Origin of the sequence: Streptomyces sp. NRRL F-5122 (assembly GCF_001507435.1) — a bacterium.
GTDB lineage: Bacteria > Actinomycetota > Actinomycetes > Streptomycetales > Streptomycetaceae > Streptomyces > Streptomyces lannensis.
In genome coordinates this window covers 38,344-60,873 of the sequence record NZ_LMWH01000236.1, presented here as the reverse complement: position 1 = coordinate 60,873, position 22,530 = coordinate 38,344, and the positions used below count along the sequence as shown (strand labels likewise).

The 22,530-nt window shown below is 67.9% G+C and carries 17 protein-coding genes and 1 pseudogene; 12 read left to right on the top strand and 6 right to left on the bottom strand.

Annotation, left to right across the window (positions count from 1 at the left end):
* Position 1: 1 nt before the first annotated feature.
* Both ADL25_RS24475 and ADL25_RS24470 read right to left on the bottom strand, forming a co-directional pair.
* The gene (locus ADL25_RS24475) at positions 2 to 1,504 is read right to left on the bottom strand and encodes a Cas10/Cmr2 second palm domain-containing protein (RefSeq protein WP_059129961.1); all 1,503 of its coding nucleotides are present in this window, start codon (positions 1,502 to 1,504) and stop codon (positions 2 to 4) included.
* The gene (locus tag ADL25_RS24470; protein WP_059129960.1) at positions 1,501 to 3,564 is read right to left on the bottom strand and encodes a TIGR03986 family CRISPR-associated RAMP protein; all 2,064 of its coding nucleotides are present in this window, start codon (positions 3,562 to 3,564) and stop codon (positions 1,501 to 1,503) included. The genes ADL25_RS24475 and ADL25_RS24470 overlap by 4 nt, the downstream gene beginning before the upstream one ends.
* Before the next feature lie 1,000 nt (positions 3,565 to 4,564).
* On the opposite strand from ADL25_RS24470, the gene ADL25_RS24465 reads away from it, so the two are divergent.
* The 4 genes from ADL25_RS24465 (at position 4,565) to ADL25_RS24450 (ending at position 9,700) form a co-directional block, all read left to right on the top strand.
* Positions 4,565 to 7,330, top strand: a complete 2,766-nt coding sequence (locus ADL25_RS24465) for an ADP-ribosylglycohydrolase family protein (RefSeq protein WP_079050560.1) — start codon at positions 4,565 to 4,567, stop codon at positions 7,328 to 7,330.
* A 316-nt stretch (positions 7,331 to 7,646) separates the two neighbouring features.
* Entirely contained in the window at positions 7,647 to 8,324 is a 678-nt protein-coding gene (locus tag ADL25_RS24460; protein WP_059129959.1) for a hypothetical protein, read from the top strand.
* A gap of 175 nt (positions 8,325 to 8,499) precedes the next feature.
* Positions 8,500 to 8,694 (top strand): hypothetical protein, encoded by a 195-nt coding sequence (locus tag ADL25_RS24455; protein ID WP_059129958.1) that lies wholly within the window; start codon positions 8,500 to 8,502, stop codon positions 8,692 to 8,694.
* A gap of 490 nt (positions 8,695 to 9,184) precedes the next feature.
* Positions 9,185 to 9,700 carry a hypothetical protein gene (locus tag ADL25_RS24450; RefSeq protein ID WP_059129957.1) on the top strand — a complete coding sequence of 172 codons (516 nt, stop codon included), beginning with the start codon at positions 9,185 to 9,187 and terminating at the stop codon, positions 9,698 to 9,700.
* 81 nt (positions 9,701 to 9,781) lie between these two features.
* Here ADL25_RS24450 and ADL25_RS24445 read toward each other — a convergent pair whose 3' ends face one another.
* Positions 9,782 to 10,474, bottom strand: coding sequence for an LPXTG cell wall anchor domain-containing protein (locus tag ADL25_RS24445; RefSeq protein ID WP_059129956.1), 693 nt, complete (start codon positions 10,472 to 10,474; stop codon positions 9,782 to 9,784).
* A gap of 506 nt (positions 10,475 to 10,980) precedes the next feature.
* On the opposite strand from ADL25_RS24445, the gene ADL25_RS24440 reads away from it, so the two are divergent.
* Positions 10,981 to 11,919 (top strand): hypothetical protein, encoded by a 939-nt coding sequence (locus ADL25_RS24440; RefSeq protein WP_059129955.1) that lies wholly within the window; start codon positions 10,981 to 10,983, stop codon positions 11,917 to 11,919.
* A gap of 41 nt (positions 11,920 to 11,960) precedes the next feature.
* Here ADL25_RS24440 and ADL25_RS24435 read toward each other — a convergent pair whose 3' ends face one another.
* Together ADL25_RS24435 and ADL25_RS24430 are read right to left on the bottom strand one after the other, a co-directional pair.
* Positions 11,961 to 12,662 carry a hypothetical protein gene (locus ADL25_RS24435; RefSeq protein ID WP_234381026.1) on the bottom strand — a complete coding sequence of 234 codons (702 nt, stop codon included), beginning with the start codon at positions 12,660 to 12,662 and terminating at the stop codon, positions 11,961 to 11,963.
* 83 nt (positions 12,663 to 12,745) lie between these two features.
* Positions 12,746 to 13,498: an IS5/IS1182 family transposase gene (locus ADL25_RS24430; RefSeq protein WP_059129953.1), complete on the bottom strand. Its 753-nt coding sequence runs from the start codon at positions 13,496 to 13,498 to the stop codon at positions 12,746 to 12,748.
* 229 nt (positions 13,499 to 13,727) lie between these two features.
* Between ADL25_RS24430 and ADL25_RS24425 the strand changes: the two genes are divergently transcribed.
* The 6 genes from ADL25_RS24425 to ADL25_RS24400 all read left to right on the top strand — a co-directional run bounded on the left by ADL25_RS24425 (position 13,728) and on the right by ADL25_RS24400 (position 20,182).
* The gene (locus ADL25_RS24425) at positions 13,728 to 13,952 is read left to right on the top strand and encodes a hypothetical protein (protein WP_159044994.1); all 225 of its coding nucleotides are present in this window, start codon (positions 13,728 to 13,730) and stop codon (positions 13,950 to 13,952) included.
* 327 nt (positions 13,953 to 14,279) lie between these two features.
* Positions 14,280 to 15,275: a hypothetical protein gene (locus tag ADL25_RS24420; RefSeq protein WP_059129951.1), complete on the top strand. Its 996-nt coding sequence runs from the start codon at positions 14,280 to 14,282 to the stop codon at positions 15,273 to 15,275.
* 31 nt (positions 15,276 to 15,306) lie between these two features.
* Positions 15,307 to 15,624: a hypothetical protein gene (locus ADL25_RS50730; protein WP_059129950.1), complete on the top strand. Its 318-nt coding sequence runs from the start codon at positions 15,307 to 15,309 to the stop codon at positions 15,622 to 15,624.
* A 115-nt stretch (positions 15,625 to 15,739) separates the two neighbouring features.
* A complete protein-coding gene (locus ADL25_RS24410; protein WP_059129990.1) occupies positions 15,740 to 17,428 on the top strand; it encodes a hypothetical protein in 1,689 nt (562 codons plus the stop codon).
* Between the two features lie 265 nt (positions 17,429 to 17,693).
* A complete protein-coding gene (locus ADL25_RS24405; RefSeq protein WP_059129991.1) occupies positions 17,694 to 18,116 on the top strand; it encodes a hypothetical protein in 423 nt (140 codons plus the stop codon).
* The gene (locus ADL25_RS24400; RefSeq protein WP_059129949.1) at positions 18,113 to 20,182 is read left to right on the top strand and encodes an Hsp70 family protein; all 2,070 of its coding nucleotides are present in this window, start codon (positions 18,113 to 18,115) and stop codon (positions 20,180 to 20,182) included. The genes ADL25_RS24405 and ADL25_RS24400 overlap by 4 nt, the downstream gene beginning before the upstream one ends.
* A gap of 54 nt (positions 20,183 to 20,236) precedes the next feature.
* On the opposite strand, the pseudogene ADL25_RS52250 reads toward ADL25_RS24400, so the two are convergent.
* Positions 20,237 to 20,554, bottom strand: a pseudogene (locus ADL25_RS52250) (SpoIIE family protein phosphatase); the annotation flags it as partial.
* Positions 20,555 to 20,731: 177 nt separating this feature from the next.
* On the opposite strand from ADL25_RS52250, the gene ADL25_RS24395 reads away from it, so the two are divergent.
* A complete protein-coding gene (locus ADL25_RS24395; RefSeq protein WP_059129948.1) occupies positions 20,732 to 21,547 on the top strand; it encodes a hypothetical protein in 816 nt (271 codons plus the stop codon).
* The last annotated feature ends 983 nt before the right edge of the window (positions 21,548 to 22,530 follow it).

Below are 22,530 nucleotides of genomic sequence, written 5' to 3'. Positions count from 1 at the left end.
GTCACGCGCACGGCCACCACCTGGCGATTCCGAGGGCCGCACCCAGGCCGATCCCGGTGGGCGGCGGCGCATTCTGCTGGTCGAAGGGAGAGAGGAAGGGCTGCACCGCCTTGAGATGGCCGACCCGGTGCGCGATCACAGCGGCAGTGATCTCACCATCGGAGCGCAACGCCTCCGCGAGGCGGGCGCGATGGCTGGCAGGGACGCGGGCCAGTGCGGACAGCGCCTGCGCCTCGAGGGTGGGATCACCGGCAGGGGTGCGCAGCGTGGACAGACGGAGCGGATCGTGTCCGGGGGCCTCGGTGCCGTCGGCTGTGATGTCCAGCCACTGTACTGAGGCTGCCTTGCCACGCACGGCTCGCTTGGCCTCGCTCAGACGCTGGCCGGCCAACTCCACGAGCAGGCTCAGCGGATAACTGGAATGCGCGAAGACGATTCCCGCCGACGCCGTCGGAGCCTCCAGTGACGTTTCCCCCTGCGCGCGTTGGGCGCGACGCCGGTTCAGGACCTCCAGGATGCCGGCGGTCGCCGCGTGGACGGCCTGGCCGAATTCACGCAGGAAAGCGAGCGTGAACTCCCATGCCTGGTCGGCGGGTAGGCTGACCAGCACATCGTCACCGCCGACGACGTGCGGGACGACCACCACCTGGTCGCGTTCGATGGTCAGCGGCAGGTTCACTGTCGCCTCTGCCAGCGCATCCCGCGTGGCCGCTGACAGGGACTGGGAGATGCTCTTCTTCCAGTCCCGCATCTGGGCGTCCTCGCTGCCCTCCTTGGCGAGCGCCTTGAAGAACTCCCCGAACGCGTTCCCGTCGATGGCCACCGTCGCCAGGTGGTTGCGGCCCGACCGGGCGTGGCCCAGCGCGGCCAGCGCCGCGAAGTCCTCTGGAGCGGCGTGGGTGACCGGCAGACTCTCCGCCAGCCGCCCCTCCGGACTGCGCCCGTCACCCGCCGATCGCCTGCGCGGCACGTTCCGCATCGAGCAGTCCGGGCACAGCCGCTGCCTCTTTCCGGTGACCGTCTCCCAGGTGGCCGCAGGGTCCGTGTGGCACATCGCGCAGGGGACGGCGAGCGGGAACTCCGCGGTCGCTGGCAGGTCGTAGCGGACATCGCCCGCCTCGGTCTTCGGGTGGATCTCCTTGTCGTATGCGTTCAGGTAGTACTCGCCCTGGCCCCAGACCGAGTGGAACTCCGCCCCCGGCAGGGCTTGGCGCAGATGCGCGAAGACCCGGTCCTGAAGGCGCTCAACTCGTGCTTTGAGGTCTTCGCCAGCAACCGGGGTGAGGCGGAGACTGACGACCCCATCCGCCTCGCCGGCCTCGTCGTTCACCTCCGCGAGCTGCCCCACCACGCCCTCGACGATGCCGGGAGCCGTGGCGCGGGCGAGGCTGTCGCTGGCGGCGCGGTGCCCGCGCAGACCCGCGGTGCGTGTCAGGTACGACTGGATCCGGATGGCGCCGAAGTCCACGTACACATAGGCGGTGCCGGTGTGGGTCACGGTCACTTCCCGCCCTTCCCCTTCTTCTGGGGGATCACCTTCATCGTCATCTTCGGGCGCGGCGCTGCCGGCGACGGCAACTGCACGTAGGGATTCGTCCGTGAGCCGGATGTCTCTTTCCAGAATGTGAAGCTCGCTTTCAGCGCCTCGGGGTTGAGTGTCCGTTCCGGGTCGGGAATCGGCTGCGCCGGCGGGTACCACACGCGGTCGGTCGGCGCCCAGTCCAGCCGCAGGACCTTGGTCAGCTGGCGCTTCCAGGTGTCCCGCAGATCATCCCCGGCCGATTTGCGGAACGCCGCCACCGCCTTTTCGACGTCCAGGGCGGGCGCCTCGGTGCCGAGGTAGCGACTGGCCGCGGAGTCCAGTTCCCGGATCTTCACCTCCGACGTGCACGTGCCGAACCCGAGCGGGCGGCCGCCGCCCAGAGCCCAGCCGTACCGGGGGCGCTCCTCGTCCTTCGGGTCGAAGTGGTGCAGCAGGAGACCCGGGTCCAGCGCGCACAGCAGCCCGCCCAGAGCGACCGCGTCGAGGTTCTCGAACCGGACCTCTGCCGTGAACTGCGCGCCCTCCGAGACCGACTGTGCCTTCGAGACCATCTTGTTCTCCGGCCCGTACAGGTCGTGGAAGACGTCCCGGCTGCCGCTGCGCGCACGGAAGTACGGCCGCTTGCCAGCTTCCCCGGTAAGCCAGTAGTACTTGCGGCCCCGAAGCCGACGACCACCGCCGCTATCCGCCTCCGACCCCCACTCCCGCAGCGCCCTGTCTGGGTCGGACGTGGCACTCTTCCCTTCCAGGCTGTCGTCCCGGGTCAGGTAGAACTGCCCGGCACCCGGCTTCGGAGCACCCATCGGCGGCAGGAACTCCTCGTCCAGCCCATAGGCTTCGGCCGGTACGGCGTCACCGAAGCGGACGTGCCCGCGGTACGCCTTCTGGCGGGCACCGCCCCCCTTGTCGTCGGCGCCCTCCGCGTCCACCGAGCCAAAGAGCCGGCAGCTCGGGCACAGGTCCTCCGGGTCCCGGCAGGCGCGGGCCTGCAGGTGGACACGCTCACCCGCCTTGATACGGCCACCGGGGTGCCGCCAGATCGTCGATAGGGAGATCCCGCGCAGCCGCACCGCCTGCCCCGCGCGCTCCGGATCCACCCACACCACATGCCCCGGACGCAGCTCCCGCCGTGCCGGATCCCGGTATCCGACCAGACCGAGCCGCTCGTCCTTGTGAAACACGCGCACCGGCTCGGCATTCCGCGAGGGCAAGTCGCCCGGCGACGGCGTCTGCCGGTACTCCTGGACGTCGCGCGTGCCGTCCACGGCGTCGAGGTACTCCTGCCACACCTCGTCGGGCAGAACGACCTCAAGCGAGCCGGGTTCCAGCTCGCCGGTCGCACAGAAGTGTCGGCCAGGCAGCTCCCTGCCACCGTCCGGGTTCTTCCGCGTGCGATGCCGGGCCCCGGAGTCGGTCACCAGCACGACCGACTCCCCGCCCTCCTTGACCTCGAACGGCTCCCTCAACTCCAGCCGCCCCAGCGACGACTGGACGCTCCCGCTCAGCAGCGTGACCCGCGCCCCCGTCGTCAACTTCGCGGCTCCCCCGAGGGCCTTGTGCAGCGCGGTGTACTCCACCCACACCGTCTCCCCGCATAACCGCAACCGCGAGGGAGCCCCTCGCTCGTCGACCTTCTCGACCAGCGCCAATCGCCAGGAGTCCGTCCTGACCCGTGCCTCGTCGCGGTAACCGGGCCGGAAGTCGGAATTGAACACCCGCAGGCAGCCACCGGCGAGGGTTTCGTGCAGCGACCGCACGGCACCGGCCAGCGACGACCCCGGCACGAACGGCACGGGCTCATCGAAGCCAGGCAAGCGACGCGTGGGGAAGGCGGCATCGTCACCGTCATAGACGTGCCGCAGCATCAACGGACTGCGCGCCGTCAGCGTCACCTCCAGCAGACCACTGATCCGGTCCGGCCGCAGTTGACCATGCCCAGGCGGCGCCGAGCGCCAGTCTCTGGGTACCTCCTTCGGTACCTGTACGAAGGTGTACGGATTGACGAACTCGTACTCGCTCACACCCACGCTCCCCCGAACCGCCAGCCCACCACGCTACCGTGACGGCATCTCGACGCGTCGGGACCATTAACGTGATGACGGGTAGTCAGCGCAAGTCGAACCATGGAACGTACACAAGTTGACGCAACGTGAGCGGCACCTGCACTGAACAACACGCGAGATGGGAAGGGCGCTCACGCGGTGCTGCGCACAGACTCTGTTCGCCCAGGTCCGCCTGGAGATCGAAATTCCTGCGCCCAGCGGGCTTTAGCGGTACTGGACATCCTGCCCGAGGCCTCGCCGCACCGGGGACTGGGTCGGTTCGCTGTCACCCGGCCATCCCACTCCCGGATGGCCTGGTGGTCCCTGCCCATCCGCCCGGGCCGGCGCGCTTACGAGTTCGACCCGCCTCCGGCCGCGGACGGCCCTACCTCGCGCCCCGTCCTCCCGCGCGCGATCGCCGCCCACAAAGCCGAACGCTGCGGCTTCTACCGCAATGCCTTCGGCCTGTGCACGGGCATGCGTCCTGAGAGGCCGCGTCCAACGCAGCTCCGCGACCGGCGACCCCCGACCGCTCCCGCGAGCGTATCCGCGCCCCGCGCCCAGCCGTGGAAGTGAGTGACCTGCCCGCACGATGGCGGCTACGTCGGCGCCAGCCCGAGATCCGCCCGAGCGTCCCGTACGGACTAGGTCGAGCCTCTTCCGCGACATGGCCATGAGGTCGGCGAGAGCGGCTGCCCATCGGTGGACGTGGCATCCCTGGCCGTTTGACTGGGCGAGTTCGCCACACGAGCACTGCTGTGAACCCCTTTGCTGCCGGTCCTGACAAGCACTCGCTATCGTCTCCTTGACGATAACTGGGGTGTCGTGCCAATCTGGCGAAGCATCAAGCCGCCGATGAACCGACTTTCTCAGCCTGCCAGTTGCGGCTGTGCCACCCCGACTGCTTACGCCTGGGATCGCTGCCCGCCCGCCACTGCTCGGCTCACAAACGTGCGCCGCCGCACCACATGGAGGCCCCATGGCCCACGCCCGTAAACCCCGGCCCCACTTGGACGCCCTGGGCACCGACCGGGCCGCCGGCGTACTGCTCGGAGCAGCCGTGGGCGACGCGCTCGGCGTGCCCTACGAATTCGCGGCAAGGCTGCGCGAAGACCAGCAACCACAGATGATCGGCGGTGGCCTGGGGCCGTACGAGCCCGGCGAGTACTCCGACGACACCCAGATGCAGGTGTGCATCGCGGAGGTCGCGGCCACCGGGGCGGATCTACGCACCCCCGAGGCCCTCGATCAGATCGCTGCCAACTTCCAGCAATGGCTGAGCGGCGGCGCCACTGACGTCGGCTCGCAGACCCGAACCGTACTGGACGTCGCCCGTCGGGCCGGGGGAGCGCCAGGCGCGGCTCTGTCGGAGGCCGCTCGCGAATTCACCACCGGCAACGATCGCGCCGCCGGGAACGGCTCGCTGATGCGCACCGGGATCGTCGCTCTCGCCCAACTGGCCGACGCCGAGGAGATGGCCGAGGCCGCCACCGCCGTCAGCGCGCTCACCCACCCCGATCCCGACTGCGCCGACGCCTGCGTGCTGTGGTGCTCCGGTATCCGTACTGCCGTTCTCGAGGGCACGTTCGACGGCGTTCGCGCCGGCCTGGACCTGCTCCCCGCGGAACGCCGGGACGTGTGGACACGGCGGCTGGACGAGGCGGAGACCCACCCGCCGCACCACTTCACCAACAACGGCTGGGTGGTGCATGCGCTCCAGGCCGCCTGGTCTGCGATCACCCGCACCGTCGTCCCCGAATTGCTGCCCGCCAAGGGCAGCTTCCCAACCCAGCACCTGCACGTCGCCCTGGGGGCGGCGGTGCGCGCCGGGACGGACACCGACACCGTCGCGGCGATCGCCGGCGCCCTGCTCGGCGCACGCTGGGGCTGCTCCGGCATCCCGCTTCAGTGGCAGCAGGCCGTCCACGGCTGGCCCGGCCACAGACAGGCCGATCTGGTCCGGCTGGCCGTGCTCACCGCCCGCAGCGGGAGCAACGACGCCACAGGCTGGCCCTCGGCACAGCGCATGCCGATCCCGCCGCAGTCCAGCCGGGCCTTCGCGATACACCACCCGCACGACCCTGGTGTGGTACTGGGCAACCTGGCCCTGACTCAGCGTGCCGAGCCAGTCCCCGTCGATGCCGTGGTCTCGCTGTGCCGGGTCGGGACGGACCCGATCCTCCCCGGCGCCGACATCGAGCACGTTCGCGTCTGGCTAGTGGACAGTCAGGGACACAACGCCAACCTCCACTACGTCATGGACCAGGCAGCCCGCCAGGTACTGCGGCTGCGCGACGCCGGCAAGCGGGTCCTACTGCACTGCGCGGCCGGTCAGAGCCGCACCCCGGCCGTTGCAGCCCTCTACAGCAACCTGGCCACCGGAACCGACGCCGAAACCGCGCTGAACGACCTGCGCCAGGTGCTGACCGGCGGCTGGCATCTCGACAAGCACCCAGAGATGCAGGACGCGGTGCACGAGTTGACCGCCGAGCGGGCCACCAGCGGTCCCTCAGCGCGGAACCGGGAGACCGACGGACCCATCCGGGATGGCCAGGAAGAAGGTCGAGAGCTGCCGAGGGAGCGCATCAACCAACTGAACGATGCCATTGCCGAACCATTGCCTAAGGAACTGGAGCCGGACCGTGACGCGACGCAGAAGCAGAAGCGGCGCAAGGAGTTGCTGAACGAGAGAGGAGCGCCATCCCGGGTGCGTGGACTGCTGCTGGGCCTGGCGCTGGGCGACACACTGGGCGCCGCCCAGGACACGCTGCCGACCACCGGGCCGCTGCGGGCCGGCGTCAGCACCCAGCTGGCATGCTTCACCGCCGAGGGAACGATCCGCGCGTTCGTACGGGGCGATCACAAGGGCATCAGCAGTCCCCCGGGGGTGGTGTGGCACGCCTACTGCAGATGGGCGGCCCTGCAGGGGATCGAGGCCGTGCGGATGCGACACCGCTGGGCCGGGGGCAGCGCCGGCGAGGCGTGGCCGGACGGCTGGCTCGCCCAGGTACCCGTGCTGGCCGAACGGCGGGGTAGCGCACCGTCGACGGTGGCGGCCCTGTCCAAGATCGAGCTAGGCGCCGGGGTGACCCCTAGCCGCGGCTGCCACGCGCTCACACGCACCATCCCGCTCGCCGTGGCCGCCGCTGGGGGAGACCCGCAGTACTGGGTCCGACAAGCCCGAGAGGTCGCCGCTCTCACCCACGGCGACAGGGCTGCACACGCTGCCGCCGCCCACGCGACCGCGCTCGTGCAGCACTGCCTGATCGGCGAACGCGTCTTGGACTCCCTGCAGGCCGGGCTCTGCGCCCTGCCCTCCCTCGACCAAGACCTCACCGACGACGAGCACAACCGACTCACCGCCGTACTTCGGCAGACCAAGGACCAAACCGCGGACGTACGACGGCTCGCACAACTAGCACCGGACGCCACCGCGCCGTCGGCGCTCCTCGGCGGCCTGTACGTCGCCGCCTCCTTCCCCCTCCGCACCGACCTCGCAGCGGCACTGAGTTTCGCCGCCAGCGCGCCGGACGGCGACTCGGTCGCCTGCGTGGCCGGCGCGCTGCTCGGAGCTGTCCACGGCGCCGAGGCGCTCCCCGTAGACCTGGTGAGCCGCCACGAACTGGCCTGGGTCCTCGACACCCTGGCCCGGGACCTCGTCGCTCAGCTCACCGACCGGCCCAGTGGCACCGAGTATAACAGCGGCTGGGACCCGCACTGGTGGGGCCGCTATCCCGGCTGGTGATCCGCCGAGCGGCCTGACGGTTTCCCCTACGCCGACCTTGACCAGCTCCTCACCTACAGCACCACGCTGCACCCGCCAGCCGGCCACCTCATCTACGTCAAGGGAAACGCTCCGCACGCCGCGCACCACATCTCGAGCATCCACCAGCACGCCCTCGATCCGACCAGCTACCCGACAGCCTGCTCGCCGAGTTCGCCCGCATCGCCGCCGTACGCGGCCAGAGACCTGGCTGACCTCACGTCCGTGAGCGTATGACTGGCGGCTCGTGTTGGGGACTCCGTACTCACTTCCTCCGCATCCGCATCAAGGAGCAACAGTGATCGTCCTGCCGTACGACATGGATCTGCCCGACCACGACACGGTGCGCGGCCAGGCGATCCCCTTCGACCGAGCCCGCTGGATACCCGTGCTGCCAGACCCCTCCTGGTGGCCGTCCGAACTCGACTCATGCCCGCTCGTAGGCAAGTGGCCGCGGGTGGATCGCCGAACCGTGTTCAGCATCGCTCGCAAGACGGACACCGTGGAGGGACGTCGGCATCTGCTCGTCGCGGCCTTGGTCTGGGGCACGGGTACCAAGGCTCAGTCAGTGCACCGGCGGTCGCAGATCTTTCTCCACTCTCCAGATGCTGACATCGACGCGCGACTCGGCGTGGCACTCGCGGCGCTCCGAGAGCGAGGAGCTACGGAAGCGTACTGGGCCTTGAACAATGACCAGCACATCCCGCACCTGGGGGCGGCGTTCTTCACCAAGGTGCTGTACTTCGCGGGGGGCGAGACCTCTGCTGGGCCGTATCGGCCGGCCATCCTGGACAGCGTTGTCTCGCGCGCTCTTAAAGACCATAAATCGGTCGAAGCCGACTGGCCGGAGAACGGCTGGACTACGGACCAGTACAGGCGGTACCTGGAGGGGCTACACGACTGTGCGTTGAAACGAGGAGTCCTACCGGAGCAGGTCGAGGCGGCGCTGTTCTACCACGGCAGGCAACTCTCCTAACTACCGGGCACCGTGTGTAGTCTCGGCAGGCCCTGTGTGCCTCAGCAGAGGCGAATGCACGCTGCCTGCGGGCGTGGCTCACGTAGTCTTCATGCCAGACGCTGCTGGCTTGGGCGATAGGCGTTGGCTTCGCTGACGCACTGCCCTGCAGCAGTTTGCCGAGTGCCCCGGCTTCTTGCTGCTGAGCGGCTCCAAGCTGCTGTCCTCCGCCAACGTCGCCGCGATGAACACGGCAGGGACGCACTACGTCACCCCGGCTGCCGCCGCCTCCGTGGCCCCGCTGTCTACTGCGGCTCAAGACCCGGCCACGCCCGTCGAGTACACGGCCGACCACGACCAGGGCAGGAACGCCGAACAGCGCGACAGCTAGCGCGCGGTGGAAGACGATGCCTTCATTTGGAAGCGCCAGCGCCAGCGCCAGCGCAAGAGCGATGCGTAGTAGGAACTGCGCCGCATCCTGGAGCACTTCAGCTCGAGTGCATAGTCTGCGGGCTCGGTTCCCACGTTGTATTTCGCCAGGTCGTTTGGACCCGGTGCGGTGACCAGACTGGCCTGAGGACCTCTGCTCAGCCCGGGCTCGGCGAGGTGTCGTGTTCACGCGCGCCACAGCCTTGAAGGGCCACTACCGCTTTGGCCAGAACAGCATGGCGCCCGCAAGGCGTCCGTTGATACAGATGAGGGGATCAACAAAGCCAACGAAACATGGCACTTCGGCAAGCCTTGGTCAGGCTGGGGTAAGGATTGCGCAGGTCGCCTGTTATTCACCCGCCGGATCTACTCGCATAGACCGGGGTGGTGGTGTCATGCCGTCAGCCGCCCGGCGCCCCACTGTCCGGGCCGACCCTGCGGGAGAACCCCAAATGCGTCGCTTCACCGCCACCATCAGCGTCCTGGCTCTCGGAGCCGCCGGTCTGATCACCGCCACGGCCGGAACCGCCCAGGCCGCGACCTGCTCCCACGCCCGTCTGCCGCTGCCCGACTCCTCCTGCACGCCCGGCGCCTACAACCCGGACGTCACCCAGTCGAACATCCACAGCACCATCTGCGTGTCCGGCTGGACCGCCACCGTGCGCCCCCCGACGTCCTACACCAACCCGCTCAAGGCCCAGGGCATCATCGACTACGGCTACTCCGACACCAACATGGCCGACTACGAGGAAGACCACCTCGTCCCCCTGGAACTCGGCGGCGCGCCCCGGGCCACCGGGAACCTGTGGCCCGAGCCGTACTCCGGCTCCCAGACCGCTTACTCCAAGGACGGCGTGGAGACGAAGCTGAAGAACGCCGTCTGCGCCGGCACCATCACCCTGTCCGCCGCCCGCAGCGCCATCAAGAGCAACTGGACCACGGCCCTGCAGGTCACCGGAATCGGCTGACCCTGCTGACCGCCGGGACATTCAGCCGACCGCGCTGAATGTCCCGGCAGCACGTCACAGCACCTTCACCTATGACGTGACTCAGCTTCGGGCGGCCTTGCGACGCCGCAGCACCATGTAACAGCCCGCGGCCACCAGCGCCGCCGCGACGCCCGCCAGCAGGCCTACCGGGGCGCTGCTACCGGTCTCGGCCAGATCACCGCCGCCCTGCGGGGACGGAGAGGTAGCGGCTGTTGGGGCCGCTTCGCCACTCGAGGAGGCACTTGGCTCGTCGGTCGCACCCGTCGAACCGGACGGAGAGGATGACGCCGACGAGGAGGGCGACCCCGGGGTGGTCGGTGTCGTTCCGCCACCACCGCCCTCGGAGCCCTTGCAGTCGGTCCAGAACACCTTCTGCTTGGCGTCCCCGTTCTCGCCGTCGAAGTTCCAGAACAGCTTGTAGTGACCGTTGGGCAGCGACAGGTCCGCCGTACGGCCGTGGCCCTTGCCATCCAGGGTGATGGCCCCGGACTTCACGGTCTCGCCCTTGGTGGCAGCGGTCGGCGCCCAGGTTTCGATGTGCCAGTCGACCTCCTGAACCGCGTCGAAACCGAAGGCGTCGAGGTAGAACGTGCAGACGTGCGGCTCGTTACGGCGCAGCTCTTCGCCGGTCTTGGCGTCGTGGATCTTCACCGTCCCGTTGTCCCCGGGAGCGGTGGCGTGCGCGACCGGCCCGAGGAGCAGTGCGGTCGAAACGCCGGCGGTCAGCGCGCCGGCGCGGATGAGGTTACGCATGGGGTAGGTCCATCTTCGAGATGCGAATGGGAAGATGTGGAGGGGGCGGCTCAGCCTGCACACCGAACTGACCAAAGGTCAATCACGTACAGGCAACGAAGTCAACTGGCTAACTGAGTGAGCCCTTTCCAACCTGGTAGTTGATGTCGCTGAACGTCCCGGACGAAGCGGCCCGCAAGCCCTGACCCTCTGGAGAGTTGCTGCTCAGAGGTTTGACGCAGACCGCAGGAATCAGCTGCCAGCAGGTCACTGGCCAGCACGAACACCAGGTCGGAAAAGGCTCAGTGTGCCGTCCAGGATGACGCACGCCTTGGCTGTGGCGGTCTTCATGGCCTGGGCCAGGGTCGGGGCGCGGGAGGCCGGGATCTCGATGGCCTCACGCCGGGCCGCGCCCGCGACCTGACCGGTCGCTTCGGGATGCCCAACTCTCCAGTGCCGTCTCAGCGGTGGCGCGTCGACAGAAGCAGAATGTAATCTCCTCTCCAATCCAGAGAAGAGGAGTCCCCATGGTGACGCGGGTTGACTTTAATTTCGGTGACGACGGAAGCCAAGAGAGCGTCGTGATCTCCTCCGACCAGCTCGCCCGAGTGGTGCGCGCCGCACTGCAAGACAAGGTGCTGCTGTCGGAGCAGGCCGCGCCTCATGACCTGTGGCGGGACATCGAAGCTGTGACCAGACTGCTGGAGGGCCTGGAGGATTGGCGAGAGAGGGCCATCGTGGCGGTCGACGAAAGCGGCACCGTGGACCGGAGCGCCCTCGGCATCGCCGCGAGCATGGGCGCGGCAAAGCTGTACGACCTGCTGGAACGGCACGGCCGGCCACGCAATCAGACACGGCTGACCCAGGTGGAGGTGCTGGAGAGCCGGGTGACCGGCGAGGACGGAGAGTGGGACCCGGCCCGCGTCGTCGCCACCATGAACAGCTACGGCTGGGAGACCGACGACAAGCGGGCCCGCGCACTGCTGCGGGCACTGACCGAGCAGGAGGTGCTGGAAAAGATTCCGAACCGAGGCGGACGCGCCGTCTACCAGGTCGTCAGCCCTCGGGACTGGCTGTACTGCCTGGACCCGGAGCGCGACACGATCGAGAACGGCCCCTCCACCCCAGCGCGGGTCGCGAGGCTGGCGCGCGAAGATTCCGGTCCGACCGAGTGGTGGCTCGGGAAGCCGCTGAAGCGGATGAGGGACGGCGACCGGCTGTGGATCTACTTCGGCGGGGTCGAAGGAAAGATCGCGGCGATGGCGCATGTGAAGTCGTCGCCGCGACCGGCGCCGATCGGTTCGCAAAAGCCGTACGAGTTCGACGCCGAACTGGACCTGAAGGCGACAACGGCTCTGTCCAAGTCGCCGATACGGCTTGAGGAGATGGATCAGAGGCACCCACAGGCATGCGGGGAGATGCGGGCGGCGGACGTGAAGCTGGCCGAAGCGCGTGCCAACCTCTGACCGCCCTTCCCGCTGGGCGCGCACCGCATCGCCGTGCGTGCTCAGCTCTTGAGGGCTTGCTCGATCCGCTCGAAGTTCTCAGGGCTGAAGTTGCCCCGGCTGATCTGCACGCTCCGGTTTTGTTTCGGCGTGACCACATTCGGATATGACGCCAGCTCTGGCACGGCGATCTTCCAGGTGGCCCCGATGCGCCCGAGGACGATCACCGCGTCACGGGACATGGCGCGGCGCACCAGGTAGAAGGCGAAGGACTGGGAGGGCAGTGTGTACGGGATCGGCCGCCACGATTGCGAAGGGTAGCCGTGGAACTGCACGGCAAGGATCTGCCGGGCGAGTTCGTCGTGACTGTGCCCCTGCTTCGTCAGGCCGTTCAGGGTCCGGGACCACCAACGGAGTCCTGGATGGTCCTTGTCGGGGTGCGTCAGGAAGTGGTTGGGGGTCCCGCCAGCGTTCGCGATGTGTTGCAGGGTTCGCTCGGTCACGCCGGGCCGGGCGTAGGCGGCCGGGTCTGCGTCGCTCACGCCTGGGTTGGCCAGCAGCATGACCAAGGGCGCGTCGTGGAGGCCGATGAACGGTTCCGGCGGGAGTGTCAGGTTGAGCTGGTACGGCGCGTGCGAGGGGTGGACTTGGGTGTCGGCGAGGGCTTGCAAGTGCGGCAGGTCTTCGGGGACCGCGTACGGTGCGTTCCTGGTCGTGCGGGTCCACGGATTGAGCACCTGATCCCCCGCTATCCGCGTCGTCATGCCATGCAAGCCTACGAGCATCCTGCGAGCGGACCGTCACCGTGCCGGCCAGCCATCGGCGCAGGGAGCCCTTCCCATCTTGATCATGTGGTGAGTTCGAGGGCAACGACGGCACGGACAGCGGCTGTGATCCGGGTGGTGCTGCAGCGGAGTTTCCGCAGGAGCTGCCAAGACTTGAGGATGGCCATGGCGCGTTCGCCGAGGTTGCGGATCTTCGCGTGATTGCGATTGTGGCGTCGGCGCCAGCCGCGCAGGTGCTTGCCGCGGATCGGGACACGGATCGCAGGGCCGGCACCCTGGTACGCCTTGTCGGCCCAGCACTTGATGTCGTCTGCGGCGAGGGCGGCGGGTATGCCGTGGGTCCGGGCCGCGGTCAGGTCGTGTGTGGATCCCGGCAATGCGTCCGAGGCCCAGATCAGGCGTCCGGCGGGATCGGCGAGGACTTGCACGTTCATCCCGTGGTGCTTCTTCTTCCCGGAGTAGTACGGCTGGTCGGCGGCGATGCGGTCTATTGGTAGCACGGTGCCGTCGAGGATCACGTACGCCTTCTTCCGGACGGTCGTCATGGCCTGCTCCAGCGTGGGCGCGAGGGCGGCCAGCAGGTCGACGGCCTCGCGTATGTAGCGGTAGGCCGTGGCGATCCCGATGCGGAAGCCCGCGGCAAGGCGAGCGTAGGTGTCGCCGCAGCGCAGGTGGGCCAGGACGAGCAGGGCCTGCCAGCCGCAGGTCAGGCGACGCCAGCGTGAACCGATCCGACGACGTTGACCTGCGAGAAGACCGGAGAGATGCCCCAGAGTGCGGCTGGACAGATCGATGCCGGACGGGCAGACAAGCACGCGAAAGCTCCTGGCGGACTGGTGATCTTGGTCGTGAACTCGTCTACCAGGAGCTTTCTTCATGCCCGCCGCCGGGGCTGCCAGCCCAACCACCCGTGAGGTTGGAAGAGGTTCACTCATCGAAAATGCGCGCTCCTGCCGCGCCCAAGCCGTGCACTGCCGCACAGAACCGGACCAGGTGACGTTAGGCCTATAGGAGGTCGAGGTTGTCCTCCGTCAGGTGCGGGCCGTGGACAGCGACGCCTGCGACGAGGCGATCGAACTCCACCGTGTCATCGGATTCTGGAGCTGTCCGGGGGGCCTCGTCGAGGCCCGGCGGATGCTCGAGCCGCTCCACGACGACATGTGCGTGGTCTACGGCCCCGACGACGAGGACACCGTCGAAATCGCCGAGGCCCTGGCGCGGATCCACCTGACCCTGGACAGTACCCACCGGGAAGCACCGGAGTCTTGACTCCAAGACCCTGTCGGGACACCACGGCACGTGGATGGGAATGGCCATGAACGGATCCAGCATCGTGGACGCCGTGGGCTGGAGACCGGTACGCGTCGCACGCCGCGTGGCGCCGATACAAGACGCCTCAGTCGCGGAGATACAGAACCAGCGAGCCGGTCGCAGAAAAGCCATCCGTATCGCACAGATCTGCCAGCATCTCTGGGGCTGGCAGCCTCAGCTCTCCCTTTCCCCTTCCAGCGGCAAGGCATAGGTGACATGACTGATTCCAGCACCGGTCCCGCAGAGGCACAGTCCCGCGCCCGCTACCTGCTCGACGGTAGGCGAGTGACCATCGCCGACCTGCTCGGCAGCGGATTACTCAAAGAGGGGGAGCGGCTGCGGTTCGTCCGACCCCGCGTTGGCGAGTCGCACGAGGCCGCGGTCACACGCCGGGGATGGATTCGGCTTTCGGACGGCGAGGAGTTCCGCTCGCCTTCCAAGGCCGCGATGGCCGCCGTCGGGAACGGAACGTTCGACGGCTGGGAGGCGTGGCAGGCCGACGACGGCAGATACCTCACACAGTTGCGTCAGGAACTGCTCGACCGGGCGGCTGAGGAGGCCGATCCCACGGCACCGGAGAAGGAGCAACACCTGACGTCCGTGTCGCCCAGGGAGCGGCACGCACGGTTGAAGGAAGCACGTGAATCGGCAGAGACAGGGCGTCCGTTGTCCCTCTCGGTGCAGGAGCTGCTGGCCTGGTGGGGCGCGACGGGCCGAGGCGCCGTCAACGACCAGATCCAGGCCGAACTCGCTAACCACAGCCTGATCACCTCGCCCGAATTCGACAAGGTCTCCCTGACCGCGACAGTCCAACTGGTCAAGGCTGCGGAAGAGCAGACCCAAGACATTCCCCTCGCCGGATCGCCAGCGACGGCTGCGGCGCCGGTCGGGGTGTCCGAAGAGCTGGATTCACGCGAGACAGGATTGACCATCGGTACCCTGCCGTCCGCCCTTGCCGGCATCGTCAGTGTCAAGCCGACGGCCACGTTCGAGGAGGTCATCACGCTGATGGTCCTCCACGACTTCTCCCTGTTGCCCGTCCTCGCCGGTCCACACAACCTGCGGGGATCCGTCTCGTGGAAGTCCATAGCGCGCGCCCGCCATGCCGACCCAGGTGCCCACCTTTCCCAGGCGATCGTGGACGCACGCGACGTCCGCTACGACCACGACCTGATCGACGTCCTCCACGCTGGCCGAGCACGACTTCGTACTCGTCAGGGACCAGCACAACGCGATCGCCGGGATCGTCACCGCCGCCGACGTCGCCCAGGCCTACGGTGAACTGGCTGGCCACTTCCTCCTGATCGGCGAAATGGACCGCCGACTGCGACAGGTCATCGCAGGGGCCTTCACCCTGCCCGAGGTCACCGGCCTGTGCGATCCGGCAGGGGAACGCATCGCCTCTTTCGGCGACATGACCGTCGGCGACTACCAGAGGGTGCTGGAGAACCCTGGACTGTGGGAACAGCTCGGATGGCCGCTCGACCGCAAGGTGTTCATCGCGCGGCTGGAGGAGATTCGCCGGATCCGCAACAACGTCATGCACTTCAACAGCAGTGATCCCCTGCCGAAGATGGACGTCGACAAGATCCGGCATCTGAACAAGCTGCTGAGGGAGTACGGAGAGTAGCCCGTCCCGCGGCGCCCGGCGGGTGGTCCGGAACCGCTCGTCGTCCAAAGTCACGATACGTACGAGACCATTTGGATTGTCGGACCACGCGGATAACCTGTCGCGCGTGTACGACATGACGGACCCGATCGCCGCCCGGCAAGCGGCGAAAGTCGCCGAACGAGAGCGCCTAGCACGGGCACGTGAACGCCAGGAGAGCCAGGAGCCCTCAAGGGTCAGTGGTTTCGTCCAGCGCAAGTGGCGTTGGCTCGGCGTCGGGGGCAGTGAGGCCGTCGAAGCCGTGCTGGCCATGCTCGCGGAGACGGTGGCCGTCGCCGGGACACCCGAGGCAGAAAGGGCGGTGCTCACTCGGGCGCTCGCAGGGGATCCGGACCGCGAGGACTTGCTGCCCGCGGTCCGTACCGGGCTGAGCCACTTGCCGTCAGCGTCGGTCCTCGGCCACATGCGCAACCTCTGGGGCACCGGAGTGCGATGGCTCAACGAGGCAGGCCTGGAACGCTGCCGACTGCTGTGTTCGACCGCGCCCGGCCTGGATCTCGTCAGCAAGCGTTCCCACGCGGTCACAGGCGGCCCCGCCTTCTCCCTCTTCGCGACCGCCGCAACCCGTGGCGCGATCCCCATACCCAACCGCTTCCTAGACGGACTCCTCGCCTGGGCCCCCCTGACCGTCATCGACGATCTGGTCGACCACAGTGGCCTGCTGGCCGAGGACGCGCCCTGGAAAGCACGCGACCAGGAGGAGAGTCTCTACCTGCGCGCGCGTCTCGCACCGGAGAAGGTCACCGACGAGGAGGCGAGGCGGCTCGGCTGGCAGGCCTATCTACGTCGGCAGTCCTTCCTGCGCGGTGAGACGCTCACCCGGCAGGAACCGGACGACGTGTGGGACCTCCTGTACGACGTCGTCCTGGACGGCGACGTTGCAGCCTGGGACGCACTCGATGCGGTTCTGCCGCGAGCCCAGCAGATCGAATTGCGTGATCTCAAATCGGGTGCAGTGTCCGGGCAGTGGCCGCCGAGCATGGGCGAGGACCGTGGGCTCTGGCGCCTGATGTCCACTCTGTGGAAACCACGGGAGCTTGTCGATGCCGGGCGCAGTCCCTTTTATGCGCTCGTCGCCGTGAACCGGGCCTACGACCTGGTCAGGGCGGGCGAGATGGAGGCGGCGGCACTTCAGGCTCATTCCCTAACCCGCGGCGGCAGCGGACGGAAGGTCCCCGCGGAGCTGGTGCAGGAGGGATATGCCATCGCGGCGTACGCGGCCGTGGAAGGCGAGAGGCTCGAGTCGGCCACAGGACGGGACAGACTGCTCGACTCCGCCGAGGAGTACGCCGAGAAGGCTGCCGCGCAGGGTGGTGCCGTCGCCGAACGCAACTTCCGGCTCCTGCGGGCCTGGAGGGAGACGAGGCGGAACTACCGGGGCCCGTTCAGCAATCCCTTCCTGGAAATCGGCCTGGATCACGGTGCCGACGGCTGGGAGGAACGTTGCCGGGGAATATTCCGCCAGTGCGAGGGAGATGCCAAGGCCCAGTCCGCCCTGAACTTGGCCGAGGAGCGCATCCGTGGCGCGCTGCGCGACGAGGCGGGCTGGGACGTCTTCTACCGGTTGCCACTCGCCCCGTCGCGGTACGTCATGCCCTATCAGGTGCCGCGGCATCTCGTGCCCCCGGTGGAGGCCCTGCCGCGCCGGACCCCAGTAACGAGTGGAGGCGAGTTGGAGGCCATTCGTGCCCGTGCCGCCGTCGAACTCCTCGACGACTTCCGGACCACCGCCCCGCACCTCGACCGCCACAGTTCCACGCGATGACCACTTCGACGTCCGTTTCCTGACTCACCACCCGTACCGAATGAAGCCGAGCCTGATGCCTCCAAAGAAGAACATTCCCAAGAGAGAGCGCCCCCACCGTCCGTGCCCCGCCTGCGGCCAGACGCAACCCGGTGCCATGAGCTCGGAGGCTCCACACAAACCCGGAGGCTTGAGGCGTCGTAGAGAACGCGGCTCTGCGGCTCCGGCCGAGTCGGTGAAGACCGGCATCGCCGATCCTCCCGTCCGTCCCGACCCAATCGACGCGATGACGGTGATCAGGGGAGTGACCGAACGCGTACCGAAGGCGCTGGAGGCTGCCGGGGCCGACGCGGTGCCCCCGTCCGGGACGCTTGCCACGGCCGTCCGTAGGGCGGTCCTGGACGAATTCCGTACGCGCGCCCAGTTCGCCGGACGCCTCGCTGAGATCGACGCGCTGCTCTGGTCCCGGGCCGGGGACAATCGCGAGGCCGTCGACGGCGCGATGACGGCACATCTGCGGGAACTGCGGCTGCTGCGAGTGACGGAGCCGGAAGAGAGCGACCGATTCGTAGTGACAGAGGGCGAGGGAGACGCCTTCGAGCTGCTGAGTCCGGCATACGTCGACGAGTTGACAGGGAAGGTCATTCTTGCGGGACAACTGCGGCGCGTTGCCGGCCCCGCAGGTATGAAGTGGGGGGAGGAAGCATGACGGCAGCCGGAATCGACTTCGGAACCACTAACTCCGTCGCCGCCCAGTGGAACGGCGAGTACGTCGAAGTGCTGGAGATCGGCGGGCAGGGCCTGGACGCCAACTGGGGTCGCAGGGGGTTCGAGCTGCTCTACCCGTCGGTCGTCGGCACGAGTTCCCTACGGCCAGGCACGCTGTTCGGCTGGGAGGCGAAACTCCGTTCCGAACAGGCCGTCGAGGCGTGCAAGCGGATGCTGCGGGAGGAACCATTCGTCAAGCTGGGCGGTGAACGGTTCGCCGCGACCACCGCCGCGGCCGGCGTCTTCCACGCTATCGCCAAGGCCGCAGAGGAGGAGGCCGCCACCGAGATCCGCGAGGCCGTCGTCACGGTGCCCGCCAACGCGACCGGCGCGGCCCGCTTCCGAACGCGTGAGGCAGCCCGTGCCGCCGGGATCACGGTCCGCACACTGCTGAACGAACCGACGGCAGCGGCAATCGCCTACGCCCACGAGATGGAGGTCGACGGCGAGTTCCTAGTCTTCGACTGGGGCGGCGGCACGATGGACGCCACCCTGCTCCTGCACGACGACGGCTTCTTCGACGAGAAGGCGAGCCGAGGTGTAAACCGCCTTGGCGGCCTGGAGATCGATGCCCGGCTGCGCCGCATGGTCCTCGACCGGGCGCCCGCCCGCGGACGCTGGAGTGAATCGGAGAAGCGGATGTTCGCCCTCGACATCGAGCGGGCCAAGATCCTGCTCTCCCATCAGGAGTCGGTCCGGGTCCAGACGCCTGACGGGGTCCTCGTCGAAATCGGACAGGACGAGTTCTCCCAGGCCATCCAGGACCTCATCAGCCGTGCGCTCGAGCCCGTGGAGAAATGCCTAAAGCACGCCCGGATCGACCCGCAGGATCTCACTGCGGTACTGATGATCGGCGGCAGCAGCCAGATCCCAGCGGTACGCGCCGCGGTCTCGGAGGCACTCGACTGCGAACTCGTCGACACCGCCCTCTGCGACCCCATGACCGCAGTGGCCGAAGGAGCGGCGATCAGCGCGGCGGCCATGGACGGCGAGCTGAAGAGCATCATCCGCGTGGTTAACACGCACGCCCTCGGCACGATCACCACGGACCGCGAGGGCAGGCGAGGATTCAGCGCCCTCATCGACCGGAACCAGCGTCTGCCCCAGCAGCGCGTCAAGTCGTACGAGCCGACCAGGGACAACATCTCCCAGCTGACCGTGGAAGTCTGGGAGGGAGACCGGGACCGCGATGTGGACCACCCGGACAACGTCAAACTGACCGACCTCATCCTGACGTACCCGCGGCGCTGCACGGCCGAAGACGGGGTCTTCGATCTGGAGTACACCTACAGCAAGGAAGGTCTGCTGACCGTCAAGGCGACCCTTCAGAAGACCGGAGAGGTCGTCCTCGACGGAGAGGTGAAGGTGTTCGGGGACGGAAACGTCCTGCCGGAGGTGAAGAAGGAACTAGAGCGCCTCCTCTCCCTCGCCCCGTCCGCCCGGCCCGCCGCCAGCCCGACCCATCCACAGAAAGCTCACCCCATCGTCCAGGGGGACGGAGTACCCAAGCCCGCCCCGCCGAATTCCTCAGCCCGTTCGGCCCACACGAACGCGGCGGCGCCCCCGCTCATCGTGGACGGCTCCAACCTCGCCTGGAACGGCCGGCCCCCGCGCACAGCGGGCGGAAAGCCCAGTTTCGCGGCACTGGAGGCGGCTGTCCGGTCACTGCGGTTCAAGCATCCCGACAGCGACATTCACGTGGTAGTCGACGCCACGCTGCGCCACGACGTGTCCGCCGACGAGCGCCCCCAGGTGGAAGCTGCCATCGCCGGCGGAAAGGTCGTGCAGCCCCCAGCCGGGACGGAAGGCCGGGGCGATGCACTGGTGATCAGCATCGCCGAGGAAGTTGGCGGAGTCATCATCTCCAACGACAACTTCGCGCCGTTCCAGAAGGCGAACCCGTGGCTCCGGGATGCGGGACGGGTCCTCGGAGCCACGCACTCCCAGGGAGTGTGGGTCTTCAACCGGCGGGTACCGAATGCGGCGGCGCCTGCCCGGCCGAGGTGATTCACTCAAGGTAACAAGGCGCCGGCTCAGGGTGGTGTGGTCAGCTACTCCTGCGCCGGTGGTGAGGGGGAAGAACGCGCCGGTTGCGTCGCGGGTTTCGGTGACGTCGTCGGTGTAGAGCAGTAGTTGGTCACTGACTTGGAAGGCAAATCGCCGGGGGCGGCAGCGGGTGGTGCGCAGACCGCCCAGGTTCAGGGGCGGGACGGGATCATCTGTGTCGAGGATGTCGATGCTGCCGTGCCGTGGTGGGGGGGCGCAAGTGAAGAACGTGGCGTGGCTGTCGTGGCGCGGGATTTCAACGAGTATGGCGGTGGCGAATAGTTCGGCGGGGTCTCCCTGGACGAGGGCGGCGGCGTTGTCACGCAGCAGCATCCCGTGCCGCGTCGGCCTTTGAAGACTGACGTCTCGCTTGGCCTCGTGTGTCCCAATGAGCCTCCCTGGCCGCGACCACCCTGCGAGCGGTCAGCAGGTTCCTTGGATTCCGATTGATTGCACCCCTATCGTGCGAGTTGATGCCTTTGTTAGCAGCCTGTGGCAGCATCTCGACGTATGGGTGGGAGAGAGACCAGCGACGAGACGTACGTGCTCGATCTGTGTGACGAGGTCCTCGAGGAGCAGGGCCTTCGGCAGCACAGGTTCGATTGGCTGCTCGGCGATGCAGGTGCCGCGGGCCGGCGGACCAGGCTGCCAGTCGACAGCTACTGGCCCGGGCACAAGCTCGTCGTGGAGTACCGCGAGATGCAGCACGACCAGCCCACGCCGTTCTTTGACAAGCCTGGACGCCTGACGGTGAGTGGCGTAGAGCGAGGCGAGCAGCGGGCGCTATACGACGCACGACGCGACGCAGGGATCCCCGCTCACGGTCTGCACCTGATAGTGATCCGGCCCGCCGACCTGGACGCCAACAGTCGGGGCCGACTCCACCGGAAGGACCGCACTGCCGACCTTAAGGCGGTTCGTAGCCTTCTCGCCGCAGCACGGGCAACGGTTGGGTCACCGCAGACCAGTTGGGCGAGCGACGAGGACAGGGTCGTCGACGCCTTCCGGCGTTGGCTGGTGGTGGAGGGTTGGACCCCAGTGGCACCCACAGACCCCCACACCGACATCGAGGCTGTACGAGGCGCTCAGCGGCTGGTCGGCGAGGCGAAGGGTCGAACCACGGAAGCCGGCATCGACGCAGACATCGCCTACGGACAACTTCTGCGCCGCATGACCCGCCCGTCCCCAGACACCCGCTATGCCCTTGTCGTGCCGTCCTCGTCCGTGTTCCACGCCCTGCGGGTGCCAACCCCAGTGCGGAGCCTGCTCCGAATTAGCGTCTACGAGGTCACTGACGACGGCTCGGTGCGGATGCGCGAGGCGTAGCCACGCGGATCCGAAGCCCTCGGCGTTACTTGGCGTCGGCCCCAAGCTCCCTCCGGGGATGCGCGGCCACGGGCCAGCTCTTACGGAGCGTGACGGAGCGGACTCGGCGATCTCCGCCGAGGTATTCCTACTGGATGAACTTCTAGCCCAACGTGCACGGACACGGCAGCATTGCCATGATGCCGCGGCCCACCTCCTGGGCATGGTGGCCGGGGGGAGGGGTGGCATGCGCAATCCAGACGCGATCAAGTACGAATGCGTCGACCGTGGCGCCGTTACCAAAGTCAACACGAGGAGTGGCCGTCACTACTCTCACCAGCTTCCTGGTCAGATTGCTGTTTGTCCGGCATCAGACAGTCTGGTGGCAAAGCGCCGACGCGGAGAGCCGGCTCGGCTCCCACCGCTCAGGCCACAGTCAAGCCCGGCCCAGGAGTCGACGCGCCCTCTCACGGACAGGCCCTCGACCAGCGTGCGGACAATCCCAGGCGGGCTTCCAGGGCTCGGTAAACGACGCTGACGAGCCGCTTAGCTCACACACGCGTCGTGTCTGTGAGCTGACTGACCGCTCGCGGGGACTCCGCACTCGCTTTCTACGCATCGACATCAAGGAGCCAGATCGATCGTCTTGCCGCACGACCCCGGCTCCCTTCGACCGCGTCCGGGCCACCACGGGGCGTCCGACAGGTAGAGGCCGCGCTGTTCTTCCACGGCAAGCAACTGCCCTGAGCACGCTGCGCTGGGAGGGTTTTCCGACTCGCAAGGCGGCCCGTCTGGGATGCGGGACTGCTGGATGCGCTGGCCGCGAAGGGGCCTGGGCCAGCAGCCTGTGCCCCGCATCGCCGATAGGCCCGCGCGGACGGTCAATGTACGCGGGTTGGGCGGGGTCACGCAGCGGCTGGGGGCTGGCCGGAGTCTTCAGTGAGGAACGCATATTTTTCCATGCATACAGGGGGAGTTCCCCGCAACTGCCTCCGGCGCGAGCA

What these genes read in the sequence shown, in the direction of transcription:
- ADL25_RS24445 (WP_059129956.1), bottom strand. Translation starts at nt 10,474, where the DNA reads ATGCGTAACCTCATCCGCGCCGGCGCGCTGACCGCCGGCGTTTCGACC.
- ADL25_RS24435 (WP_234381026.1), bottom strand. Translation starts at nt 12,662, where the DNA reads ATGACGACGCGGATAGCGGGGGATCAGGTGCTCAATCCGTGGACCCGC.
- ADL25_RS24395 (WP_059129948.1), top strand. Translation starts at nt 20,732, where the DNA reads ATGGGTGGGAGAGAGACCAGCGACGAGACGTACGTGCTCGATCTGTGT.
- ADL25_RS24400 (WP_059129949.1), top strand. Translation starts at nt 18,113, where the DNA reads ATGACGGCAGCCGGAATCGACTTCGGAACCACTAACTCCGTCGCCGCC.
- ADL25_RS50730 (WP_059129950.1), top strand. Translation starts at nt 15,307, where the DNA reads ATGGACCGCCGACTGCGACAGGTCATCGCAGGGGCCTTCACCCTGCCC.
- ADL25_RS24405 (WP_059129991.1), top strand. Translation starts at nt 17,694, where the DNA reads ATGACGGTGATCAGGGGAGTGACCGAACGCGTACCGAAGGCGCTGGAG.
- ADL25_RS24465 (WP_079050560.1), top strand. Translation starts at nt 4,565, where the DNA reads ATGGCCCACGCCCGTAAACCCCGGCCCCACTTGGACGCCCTGGGCACC.
- ADL25_RS24440 (WP_059129955.1), top strand. Translation starts at nt 10,981, where the DNA reads ATGGTGACGCGGGTTGACTTTAATTTCGGTGACGACGGAAGCCAAGAG.
- ADL25_RS24450 (WP_059129957.1), top strand. Translation starts at nt 9,185, where the DNA reads ATGCGTCGCTTCACCGCCACCATCAGCGTCCTGGCTCTCGGAGCCGCC.
- ADL25_RS24410 (WP_059129990.1), top strand. Translation starts at nt 15,740, where the DNA reads ATGACGGACCCGATCGCCGCCCGGCAAGCGGCGAAAGTCGCCGAACGA.